Source organism: Limnomicrobium aquaticum (assembly GCF_040545545.1).
GTDB classification, from domain to species: domain Bacteria; phylum Pseudomonadota; class Alphaproteobacteria; order Rhizobiales; family Rhizobiaceae; genus Ensifer_A; species Ensifer_A aquaticum.
In genome coordinates, this window is record NZ_JBEPMB010000002.1 from 43154 (window position 1) to 55300 (window position 12147).

A 12147-nucleotide genomic window follows, 5' to 3' on the forward strand; every position below is an offset into this window, starting at 1 on the left:
ATAGCGTGCAAGCCGCACGGGATCAAGCCGGGTCTTCCGGAATTGCTTGTGCCGCCTTGCCGCGGCGCTTCATGTTGCGCCGGATCATGCCGATATCGGCCCCGCCGATGGCGAAGACAATGGCAAGGTAAAGCACGAAGGAGGCGAAAACGATGGGCAAGAGCACGGCCGCCTGTGTCAGCGCATGGCTACCCGAGCGCAGGTAGTCGGAAAAATAGGCTGCCATGTAATGCGCTGCAACCGCCATGATGACAGAGGCGATGACCATGCGGATCGCGCGGGTGACGAGCGGACGTTCGATGTTGAGATGGCCACGGCGACGAAGGGCAATGAACAGCATGATCGTCGAAAGCCAGCCTGCTATCGATTCGGCCGCAGCAATGCCGCGTTCGGCAAAGAAAGGGAACAGAGCAATCGACAGCCCGCTATTGACCACGACGGAAATCATGGTGAAACGCATCGGCGTTTTCGTATCCTCGCGAGCAAAGAATCCTGGCGTCAAAGCCTTGTTGAGCACGAAGCCCGGCAGACCGAAGCCGAACAATGTCAACACCGCAGCAACTGTCACCGTCGCGTCCGGGTGAAACGCGCCGCGCTCGTAGACGAGCCGGATTATCTCGTCGGACAACGCGAAAATGCCGGCAGCAGCCGGAAGCGTCAGAAAAAGAACGAACTCGATGGACCGGTTCTGCAGGCTATCCGCCTCCACCATATGGCGGCTTTTCAACGCACGGGCAAGCTCCGGCAGGAGCACCACGCCAACGGCGACGCCAACGACGCCGAGCGGCAGTTGGTAGATCCGGTCGGCATATTGCAGCGACGCGATGGCCCCCTCCTTCATGGAGGCAATCGCCTGACCGATAATCAGATTGATCTGCGTGACGCCTCCGGTCACGGCGGCGGGCAGGGCCAGCAAAAGCAGGCGCTTGACGTTCGGCGTCATATGCGGGCGGCGGAATGCGATCGACATACCGGCATGGCGCACGCCGAAATAGAGGACCAGCATTTGCAGGATACCTGCGACCAGAACCGCGTAGGACAGATAGTATGCGATGGTTACACCGTCGGCCTTGATCCAGATGCCGTAGGCGAGTGCGGCGATCATCGCCACATTGAAGAAAATCGGCGCAATCGCCGCAGCGAGATAATGATGCAGCGAATTCAGCATGCCTGACAGCATCGCCGTGAGCGACATGCAGGCGAGATAGGGAAACATGATCGCCGCAAGCCGCACGGTGATATCGTATTTGTCACCCTCGAAACCCGGCGCGATGATCGTGCGCATGAGAAGCGGCATGGCGAGCTCCATCACGACGGTCAGCACCAGCAGGACGGTGAAGAGAACTCCGAAAACCTCTTCGGAGAAGCGCTTGGCGCCGTCGATCCCGCCGGTTTCGATTTCCTTGGCGAAGAGCGGCACGAAGGCGGCATTGAACGCGCCCTCGGCAAAGAGCCGGCGGAACAGGTTCGGCAGCTTGAAGGCGGCATAGAAGGCTTCCGCCATCGGGCCGGTGCCCAGTGCCGCCGCCATCATCGTTTCACGGGCAAAGCCCATCAGCCGGCTGCCGAGCGTGCCACCGCCCACCGTCACGAATTTCTTGAACAGGCTCATGCGCCGGATCTCGTCTTCTTGACGCCGCGGATTGGCGGCGGGGCGATGATGCCGGAGGGCATGCCGGCGCGGGCTTCATCCTCGACTTCGGCCAGAACTGCCTTGACGCGGGCCGTGATATTCGCCTGCCGGTTCTCGTTGGTGATCTTTTGGCCCACCAGATCAGTCACGTAGAACGTGTCGATGACCTTCTCGCCAAAGGTGGTGATATGGGCCGAGGTGATGTCGAGCGAAAGATCGGAGAGAACGGAGGTGATCTCGTAGAGCAGGCCGGGCCGGTCGAGGCATTCCAGTTCCAGGACGGTGAATTTGTTGGACAGCGTGTTGGACATGGTGACGGCCGGGGCAATGGTGAAAGTCGTGTTGCGCTTCTTGCCCTTCGTGCGGATGGCGATGACTTCCGGAACGCGCTTCTGCCCGGCCAGCACGTCCTCGATCAGCTTGCCGATGGAGGTGGCGCGGCGGATTTCGTCCTCGTCGTTTTTGAATTCGCGATTGATCATGATCGTATCGAGCGCGCGTCCATCGGCGGTCGTGAAGATGTTGGCGTCGGCAATGTTCGCGCCCGCCGCCGCACAAGACCCGGTGATGATGGCAAGCAGCCGCGGATGGTCGGGTGCCAGAACCGTGATCTCGGTGATCGAATGGAAGGAGCGTGTGCGCACCATGGTGGCAAGTGCCTTGCCGGCCTTGTCGGCATCGCGGATGAAGCCTGCATGGCGGATCTGGTCTTCGAGCGAAACGCTGAGCAGATAGGGCTCGTAATGGAGCTTGGAATAGGTCTTGCGATCCTTCTGGTTCCAGCCTTCCAGTGCTTCGGCGAGACGAATTCGGGCGGCTGCCGCGCGCTCCTTGCGCGAGACTTCGGAGAAGCCGCCGGTCAGCTGCAATTCGGTCTCATAATAGAGCGTGCGCAAGAGCTGGCCCTTCCAGCCGTTCCAGACGCCGGGCCCCACGGCGCGGATATCCGCGACGGTCAGGATCAGCAGAAGACGCAGGCGCTCCAACGACTGCACGCGTTCGGCAAAGTCCATGATCGTCTTGCGATCGTTGAGGTCGCGCGTCTGGGCGACCATCGACATGGTCAGGTGCTCCTCGATCAGCCAGGCGACAAGCTCGGTCTGCTTCGGCGTCATGCCGAGACGCGGGCAGAGTTTGCGGGCGACCTTGGCGCCGGCGGTCGAATGGTCTTCCGGGCGCCCCTTGGCGACATCGTGGAGAAGCGCTGCCACATAGATGACCTGGCGATCCTCGATCGAGGGAAACAGCGACACGGCAAGCGGATTGATATCCTTGTCGCGGCCCGCCTCGATGGAGGCGACGACCTCGACGGTGCGTAAGAGATGCTCGTCCACCGTATAGTGGTGATACATGTTGAACTGCATCATGGAAACGATCTTGCCGAACTCGGGCAGGAAACGGCCGAGCACGCCAGCCTCGTTCATGCGCCGCAGAGTCATGGCCGGGTTCTTGTGCGAGGTCAGGATCGACAGGAAGATCGCGTTGGCAGCCTCGTTGTCACGCAGAGAATTGTCGATCAGTGCCAGCGAGCGAGTGATGCGGCTCAGCGCATCCGGGTGATATTCCAGCTCCTTCATTTCCGCGACATGGAAGAAGCGGATGAGGTTGACCGGGTCTTCCTTGAAGACATCGGGGCCTGAAAGTGCGATACGGCCACGGTCCTCGACGAATTGCGGGGAGCCCGCAATCTTGCGCGGGCGATGGGCGAAGCGGCTGATGACATTGGTCAGGCCCGGCGCATCCTTGGCCTGCTGTTCCTCAAGCGTTGCGCAGAGAATGCGGGTGAGGTCGCCGACATTCTTCGCCATCCAGAAATAGTGCTTCATGAAGCGCTCGACGGCGGTGAGGCCGGGGCGGTCATGATAATCGAGGCGGCGGGCGATATCCGGCTGGATATCGAAGGACAGGCGTTCTTCACTCTTGCCGGTGAGGAAATGCATGTGGCAGCGAACGGCCCAGAGGAAGTCGTCGCATTTCTCGAATAGGCGGAATTCCGAGCGCGAGAGCACGCCAAGCTTCACCAGATCCTGCGTGTCGCGAACGCGGTAATAATATTTGGAAATCCAGAACAGCGTGTGCAGATCGCGAAGCCCGCCCTTGCCTTCCTTGACATTCGGCTCGACCAGATAGCGCGTGTCGCCGCTCTTGCGGTGGCGCTCGTCGCGCTCGGCGAGCTTGGCCGCGATGAATTGCGGACCGGAATTCCGGACCACTTCGTTGTCGAAACGCGTTTCGAGTTCCGACAGCAATGCGCGCTGGCCGCAGATGTAGCGCGCCTCGAGAATGGCGGTGCGGATCGTCATGTCCGTCTTGGACAGGCGAATGCACTCTTCAACCGTGCGCGTCGCATGGCCGACCTTCAGCCCCATGTCCCAGAGGATATAGAGGATGAATTCGATGGCCGGCTCGACCCAGGCCGGTTTCTTGGCGGGCAGAAGGAAGAGGAGATCGATATCCGAACCCGGCGCCAGCGTGCCGCGCCCGTAGCCGCCGACGGCCGCCACGCCGAGACGCGAGGCTTCCGGTGTATTGTCGGCATTGAAGACGTGGTTCAGCGCGAAATCGTGCAGGATGGTGATGATATGGTCCTGCAGGCGCGAAATCCGCATGGCGCAGGCAAGCCCGCCGCCATCGGCCATCAGCAATTCTTCGGCGCGCGCCCGGCCTTTGGCGTTCGCGTCCTTGATGGCGGCGAGGAGCGCGGTGCGGGTCGCGGCCGCGTTCTCGGCCTGGCGGCTCGCGATGAAATCGCATTGCGACTTCAGGGCCTTCCAGTCGATGAGGTCGGCATGTTCCGGATTGCGGACATCCATTGCGGCGTTGATTCCTCGGGTTTTCGCGATGCAACTGACGATTCAGCGCGCTCTATAGGCGCTTTTATGTCGGAAGCACAGGTATAACGCTCAAGCCTTGCGAAGTTCTTTCTTCAACGCGTACAGAGCCTCCAGCGCCTCGCGTGGGGTCATATCATCGAGGTCGAGTGAGGCCAGCGCCTCCTCGACCTTTGACGGACCTGCATGGCGGCTTTCCTCGACCTGCTTGGCCGCAACCTTGAACAGCGGCAGGTCGTCAATCAGCTGGCTGGCCGGCGACTTGCGCGCAGTATCTTCCAGCCGCGCCAGCACGTCCTTGGCGCGGGCGACCACGGCGGCGGGAAGGCCTGCCAGACGCGCGACCTGGATGCCATAGGAGCGATCCGCAGCACCCGGTCCCGCCTCATGCAGGAAGATCACCTCGCCCTTCCATTCGCGCACCTTCATCGTCGCGTTGGAAAGACGTCCGAGCTTTTCGGAAAGCACTGTCAGCTCGTGGAAATGCGTGGCGAAGAGGCCGCGGCAGCGGTTGACCTCGTGCAAATGCTCGACGGCAGCCCAGGCAATCGAGAGGCCGTCGAAGGTCGCCGTGCCACGGCCGATTTCGTCGAGGATCACCAGCGAGCGTTCGGTCGCCTGATTGAGGATCGCCGCCGTCTCGACCATCTCGACCATGAAGGTGGAGCGCCCGCGCGCCAGATCGTCGGAGGCCCCAACGCGCGAGAAGAGGCGGTCGACCACGCCGATCCGCGCCGACCCTGCAGGCACGAAGGAGCCCATCTGCGCCATGATGGCAATCAGCGCCGCCTGTCTTAGGAAGGTCGACTTACCGCCCATGTTGGGACCGGTCAGCAGCCAGATCGCCCCGTCCTTCGCGCCCTTTGGCGGCGAGAGATCGCAATCGTTGGCCACAAATGGCTCGGCCGACTGCCGCCGCAGCGCCTGCTCCACCACCGGATGGCGGCCGGCGACGATGGCAAAGGCGTTGCTGTCGTCGACCATGGGACGGCAATAGCCCTGTTCGCCGGCAAGGGTCGCAAGACCGGCGGAGACGTCGATGACGGAGAGCGCCCGCGCCGCCGCCTTGATCGCTTCGGCATGCGAGACGACGAGGGCCGTCAGCTTGTCGAAGGCGTCAAGCTCCATTGTGAGCGCCCGGTCGGCGGCATTGGCGATCTTGGTTTCGAGTTCGGCAAGCTCGGTCGTGGTGAAGCGCATCGCATTCGCCATGGTCTGGCGATGGATGAAGCGGGCGCGGCCCTCGTTCGTGTCGGTCATCGCGCCGGCATTGCCGGCAGTCACTTCGATGAAATAGCCGAGGACGTTATTATACTTGATCTTCAGCGACTTGATGCCGGTTTCCTCGATGTAGTCGAGCTGCAGACCTGCAATCACCTGCCGCGATTGGTCGCGCAGCGCCCGCACCTCATCGAGTTCGGCAATCGCGCCCGCCCGCACAAAGCCGCCATCGCGTTTCAGCAGCGGAAGCTCCTCGCCCAGCACCGCTTCGAGTTCGGCGGCGAGATCGACGGGCAATTCCTGAAGCGCATTCTGCGCATCCAGAAGCTCCGGCGGCAGGATTTCGCGTTCCAGTCGCGCGGCAATCATGCGGGATGCCTGCAGGCCCTGCCTGAGCGCGCCGAGATCGCGCGGGCCGCCGCGCCCGAGCGCGAGACGCGACAGCGCCCGCGTCATGTCCGGGGCGTGCTTGAGATCGTCGCGCAGGTCGTCTGTGAGCGTCGTGGCGTCCATCAGCCACGCGACGCTGTCGAGGCGCATGTTGATCGCATCCGGATCGGTCAGCGGCGACATCAGCCGTTCGGCCAGCAGTCGCGCACCGCCGCCGGTGACAGTACGGTCGATGGCTTTGAGGAGCGAGCCGTCGCGACTGCCGGAGAGCGTGCGGGCAAGCTCCAGATTGGCGCGGGTGGCCGGATCGATGAAGAGCGTCGAGGCGCTGCTTTCGCGCTCTGGCCGGCCGAGCGGCGGGCGGGCGTCGATCTGTGTCTTCTCGACATAGGCGACGGCGGCAGCAGCGGCGGCAATTTCGGCGCGGGTGAACGTGCCGAATCCGTCGAGCGTGCTGACGTCGAAATAGCGGGCGAGACGGTTTTCGGCTGTCGCGCTGTCGAAAAGGACCTGCGGCTGCGGCACGGCGGTCCGGCCGAGAACATCCATGACGGGGCGAAGATCGGGATCATGGAAGAGCTGATCGGCCAGGATCAGCTCCTTGGGATCGATGCGCAGGATGTCAGCGAGCATCCGCTCTCGCGCTGTCTCTGCCAGACGAAAGACGCCGGTCGAAATGTCGATCCAGGCGATTGCATAAGCCGGTTCCGACCCGCCCTTGATGCGCGCAAGCGCCATCAGATAATTGGATTCCGAGGGCGAGAGAAGTTTCTCTTCGGTGATCGTGCCGGGCGTCACGAGCCGAATGACGTCGCGGCGCACGACGGATTTGGAGCCGCGCTTCTTTGCTTCCGCCGGGTCCTCGATCTGTTCGCAGACGGCCACGCGGAAACCCAGCGAGATGAGCTTCTGCAGATAGTCGTCAGCCGCATGGACCGGCACGCCGCACATCGGAATGTCGAGGCCCATATGCTGACCACGCTTGGTCAGCGTAATGCCGAGCGCGCGCGATGCATCCACCGCATCCTCGAAGAACAGCTCGTAGAAATCGCCCATCCTATAGAAAAGCAGTGAGCCCGGATTGTTGGCCTTGATCTCGATATATTGCTCCATCATCGGCGTGGCCGATTGACGGCTCTCGTCCGATGCCAGTAATTCTGCGGTGAGCACGGTTTGACGATGATCGGAAATGGTGGCCACCATGGTAGGAGGGTTGGTCTTGAGATCTGCAGTCGGGTCGGCGGACTATAAAGGATAATGAAGAGGGGGCCACAAGGCCGCCATTGTAAAAAGGTGAGGAAACATGGCCGGCAACGATAAGAGCGGGAACAAGGGCACGCGCAATCTCGCGTCCGTCACGGAGCAGGAAGCTCTCGACTTTCACGCGCGCGGACGCCCCGGCAAGCTCGAAATTGCACCGACCAAGCCGATGGCCACGCAACGCGACCTGTCGCTCGCCTATTCGCCGGGCGTTGCCGTGCCGGTGAAGGCCATCGCCGACGATCCGTCGCGGGCTTATGACTATACGACGCGCGGCAACATGGTCGCCGTCATTTCCAACGGTACAGCTATCCTCGGGCTGGGCAATCTGGGCGCACTGGCTTCCAAGCCGGTGATGGAAGGCAAGTCCGTCCTCTTCAAACGCTTCGCCGATGTGGATTCCATCGACCTTGAAGTCGATACGGAAGACCCGGACGAGTTCATCAATTGCGTCCGCTTCCTCGGCCCCTCCTTCGGCGGCATCAATCTGGAAGACATCAAGGCGCCCGAATGCTTCATCATCGAGCAGCGGCTGCGTGAAATCATGGACATCCCGGTTTTCCATGACGACCAGCATGGCACCGCGATCATCGCCGCCGCCGGCCTCCTCAACGCGCTGGCGCTGACGGGCCGCGACTTTAAGACGACGAAGCTCGTCTGCAACGGGGCAGGGGCGGCGGCCATTGCCTGTATCGAACTCATCAAGTCGATGGGCTTTTCACCCGAAAACGTCACACTCTGCGACACCAAGGGCGTCATCTATCAGGGACGGACCGAGGGCATGAACCAGTGGAAGTCGGCCCATGCGGTCAAGACCGACCGCCGCTCGCTGAAGGAAGCGATGGTCGGCGCGGATGTCTTCTTCGGCCTTTCCAGCAAGGGCGCATTGACGGATGACATGGTGCTCTCGATGGCACCCAATCCGATCATCTTCGCCATGGCGAACCCCGATCCGGAAGTCGCGCCGGAAGATGTCGCGCGCCTGCGCGGTGATGCGATCGTGGCGACCGGCCGTTCGGACTATCCGAACCAGGTCAACAACGTCCTGGGCTTCCCCTACATTTTCCGCGGCGCGCTCGACGTGCGTGCCTCCACGATCAACGACGACATGAAGATCGCCGCCGCCAATGCGCTGGCCGATCTCGCCCGCGCGGATGTGCCGGACGATGTGGCGGCGGCCTATCAGGGCAACCGCCCGCGTTTCGGGCCGCAATATATCATTCCCGTGCCGTTCGACCCGCGCCTCATCTCGGCGATCCCGGTGGCGGTGGCGAAGGCCGCCATGGAATCCGGCGTGGCGCGCAAGCCGATCCTCGATCTGGAGGCCTATGCGCGCGAACTCAACGCGCGTCGCGACCCCATCGCCTCGACCCTGCAGCGGCTCTATCAATATGTCCGCCGCAATCCGAAGCGCGTCGTCTTCGCAGAGGGCGAGGAAGAGCAGGTCATGCGGGCAGCGCTGTCCTATGTGAACCAGCAGCTTGGCACCGCCATCCTGCTCGGTCGCGAGGAGCAGATGCGCGAAACGGCGGAAAAGGCGGGCGTCGATCTCAACCGACCCGGCATCGAGATCGTCAACGCCCGGCTTTCGACCCGCAATGAAGCCTATACCGACTATCTCTATGCGCGCCTGCAGCGGCAGGGATACCTCTACCGAGACGTCCAGCGCCTGATCAACAATGACCGCAACCACTTCGCCGCCTGCATGGTGGCGCTCGGCGATGCGGACGGCATGGTGTCGGGCACGACGCGCAACTATTCCACCGTTCTGGAAGACGTGAAGCGCTGCATCGATGTCAGGAGCGGACATCGCATGATCGGCGTTTCGATCGTTCTGGCCCGTGGCCGCACGGTCCTGGTGGCAGACACGGCCGTCCATGACATGCCGAATTCGGAACAGCTGGCCGATATCGCGGAAGAAGCCGCCGGCCTGGCGCGCCGCATGGGCTATGAGCCGCGTGTTGCCATGCTGGCCTATTCCACCTTCGGCCATCCCTCCGGCGAGCGCTCGGATAGGGTCATCGAGGCGGTGAAGATCCTCGATCGCCGGCGTGTCGACTTCGAATATGATGGCGAAATGGCCGCCGATGTGGCGCTCAATCCGAAGGTCATGGAGCAATATCCGTTCTGCCGTCTCTCCGGCACGGCGAATGTGCTCGTCATGCCGGCTTTCCACTCGGCCTCCATCTCGACCAAGATGTTGCAGGAGCTCGGCGGCTCCACCGTCATCGGCCCGATCCTTGTCGGGCTTGAAAAGTCGGTCCAGATCGTCTCCATCGGTGCGAAGGATAGCGACATCGTCAACATGGCAGCGATCGCTGCCTATAACGCCAGCGTCTGACCTCAGATCGACATGTCCGGGTGCGTCCGCGTACCCGGAACATTTTGGCGTCTGGTCGCGTTAGGTCTCCGTAAGGAAGAAGCCCTTCTTCTTCCCGCGGAAGGCTCGCCGGCGAACACTCGTTCTCCTTCCGCCATCTGTCATGGAGAGGAGTTTCGAGATGGGTACAATCCTGCTGATCATCCTGATTTTGCTGCTGCTTGGCGCAATCCCGAGCTGGCCGCATTCGCGCGGCTGGGGCTATGGCCCTTCGGGCGGCATTGGTCTGGTCGTCGTGATCGTCATCGTGCTTCTGCTCATGGGACGAATCTGATCACGATAGCGACCTCGATCAGAACAGGGAGCCCTGCTCAGGCTTTTTCGCCGGGGCGGGCTTTTCACCTTTCTTGAGTCGCGCGGCGCCGTGGCCACCATCGCCCGCGATAGCCGAAACCCGGCCATCGGCGAACTCGATAGACAGCGCCTGTCCTTCGGAAATCGCACCCACAGAAGGCAGAACCGCATCGGCCTCGTCCCGGATCACCGCATAGCCACGCTTCAACACATTCTTGTAGGACAGTGACAGCAGGATGCGCTCGTGCGCAGCGAGCGCCGAGCGCTCGCGCGACAGCCGCGTCGCCAGCGCCGTATCGGCCCTAAGCGCCAGACCCTTGAGCCTGTCGCCTGATCGGCCGATTTCATGCGCGAGGCGGCCGGGAAGGCCCGCCAGCGCGGCATCGGCGCGATTGACCCGCGACCGGCTCCGATCCACAAGCCGCTCAACCGAGCGTTCCGCCCGCGCCATGCGCTGGTCCAGCATCTGGCGGCGCTCGGCAATGCGGTTCGCCAGCATGTCCGGGCGAAGCTTGCCGGCCGCCGCGTCGAAGGCGCGGCGCTTGTTCAGCGTGTTGAGTTCCAACCCACGCCCAAGGCTGGAAGCGGCGCGGTCGAGCCGCTGTTGCGGCAGCGCCAGCAATTGATCGAGCGAGGGCAGCGCTCGCACGAGTGCGCGCACCGACTGGCGGTTTGTCTCCATCTGGCGCGTCACCGCCGCCTTCAGCCGCGCCGAAAGCGTCGCCACCTGCGCTTCGAGATCGGCCTTCACCGGAACCGCCATTTCGGCAGCCCCCGTCGGCGTCGGGGCGCGGACATCGGCCGCGTAATCGATCAGCGTCCAGTCGGTCTCGTGCCCGACGGCGGAAATCAGCGGGATTTCGCTCTCGGCGGCGGCGCGTACCACCGCTTCGTCGTTGAAGCTCCAGAGATCTTCCAGCGAACCCCCGCCGCGCGCGACGATCAGAAGATCGGGTCGCGCAATCGCACCGCCGTCTTCCAACGCGTTGAAGCCGCGAATGGCGTTTGCTACCTCGTCGCCCGAACCTTCGCCCTGCACCTTCACCGGCCAGACGATGACATGGACGGGGAATCGATCGGAAATGCGATGCAGGATATCGCGGATGACCGCCCCCGTCGGCGAGGTCACCACGCCGATCACCTTCGGCATATAGGGGAGCAACTGCTTGCGCCCCTCGTCGAACAGGCCTTCGGCGGCAAGCTTGCGCTTGCGCTCCTCGATCAGCGCCATCAGGGCGCCGGCACCTGCAGGCTCGAGGTTTTCAATGACGATTTGGTATTTCGACGAACCGGGGAAGGTCGTGACCTTGCCGGTCGCAATCACTTCCATGCCCTCTTCGGGGCGAAAACGCAGCTTGGAGAAATTGCCCTTCCAGATGACGGCATCGATGCGGGCGCGGTCATCCTTGAGGCTGAAATAGGCATGACCCGACGAGTGTGGCCCCCGATAGCCCGAAATCTCGCCGCGCAGGCGCACATGGTCGAAGGCATTTTCGACCGTGCGCTTGATCGATCCGGACAGTTCCGAGACCGAATATTCGTAGAGATTTGTCGCCGAATCGGCATCGAAGAGATTGCTCATGACCGCAAGAGATACACGCTGGCGACCAGATCGAAAAGCACGCGCGGGGCGTTTCTCCGGGGAAAGCCGGGGACGAAAAATGGGAAGGCATCGACGAAACGAGGCCGAGGTAGGGCTGATCGGAAAGACAATTCAACGACTTGAGAAATCTGTTTCCGACCTGTCCGCCTGTTGCCGGGAATTGATTGTCCCCGCAACTGCACCTGCCGTCACAATGAAGGCCCTTCATGCCAAACAGGAAAGGCTTCACCATGGCAGATCGGTTTTCAGACAATACGCCGTCCATCACCGGGCCGGCGACCCATGCATTTCCCATCGCAGCCAGTGACAGCACCAACGTCGCCGAGACGACGCGCGCCATCTATTGCGGTATCGGCGGCGACATCGTCGCGATCCTTTTATCGGGGGCAAGCGTCACCTTCGCCAATGTCGGCGCAGGCGCACTTCTGCCCATCCGCGCAACGCGCGTCATGGCGACGGGAACTACAGCCAACGGTCTCATCGGCCTGGTGTGATTTCGGAATGGCAGGCGCAAGCGTGATCTGTCAGGATGCAA

General features: G+C 62.4%; 7 protein-coding genes. 3 read left to right on the plus strand and 4 right to left on the minus strand.

The genetic code is table 11. The features are described 5' to 3' along the window. Positions 1-22 precede the first annotated feature (22 nt). From murJ to mutS, 3 genes are all read right to left on the minus strand, one after another. A complete protein-coding gene (murJ, locus tag ABID16_RS08805) occupies positions 23-1612 on the minus strand; it encodes a murein biosynthesis integral membrane protein MurJ (RefSeq protein ID WP_354555978.1) in 1590 nt (529 codons plus the stop codon). Continuing rightward, the gene (locus tag ABID16_RS08810; protein ID WP_354555979.1) at positions 1609-4446 is read right to left on the minus strand and encodes a [protein-PII] uridylyltransferase; all 2838 of its coding nucleotides are present in this window, start codon (positions 4444-4446) and stop codon (positions 1609-1611) included. The genes murJ and ABID16_RS08810 overlap by 4 nt, the downstream gene beginning before the upstream one ends. A gap of 90 nt (positions 4447-4536) precedes the next feature. Next, positions 4537-7278: a DNA mismatch repair protein MutS gene (mutS, locus tag ABID16_RS08815; protein WP_354555980.1), complete on the minus strand. Its 2742-nt coding sequence runs from the start codon at positions 7276-7278 to the stop codon at positions 4537-4539. A 100-nt stretch (positions 7279-7378) separates the two neighbouring features. On the opposite strand from mutS, the gene ABID16_RS08820 reads away from it, so the two are divergent. Both ABID16_RS08820 and ABID16_RS08825 read left to right on the plus strand, forming a co-directional pair. After that, positions 7379-9676 carry an NADP-dependent malic enzyme gene (locus tag ABID16_RS08820; protein ID WP_354555981.1) on the plus strand — a complete coding sequence of 766 codons (2298 nt, stop codon included), beginning with the start codon at positions 7379-7381 and terminating at the stop codon, positions 9674-9676. A 160-nt stretch (positions 9677-9836) separates the two neighbouring features. Further along, positions 9837-9989 carry a DUF3309 family protein gene (locus tag ABID16_RS08825; protein WP_354555982.1) on the plus strand — a complete coding sequence of 51 codons (153 nt, stop codon included), beginning with the start codon at positions 9837-9839 and terminating at the stop codon, positions 9987-9989. Between the two features lie 18 nt (positions 9990-10007). On the opposite strand, the gene xseA is transcribed toward ABID16_RS08825, so the two are convergent. Beyond that, positions 10008-11591 (minus strand): exodeoxyribonuclease VII large subunit, encoded by a 1584-nt coding sequence (gene xseA / locus ABID16_RS08830; protein WP_354555983.1) that lies wholly within the window; start codon positions 11589-11591, stop codon positions 10008-10010. Between the two features lie 227 nt (positions 11592-11818). Here xseA and ABID16_RS08835 point away from each other — a divergent pair, with 227 nt between their 5' ends. Beyond that, entirely contained in the window at positions 11819-12106 is a 288-nt protein-coding gene (locus ABID16_RS08835) for a spike base protein, RCAP_Rcc01079 family (RefSeq protein WP_354555984.1), read from the plus strand. The last annotated feature ends 41 nt before the right edge of the window (positions 12107-12147 follow it).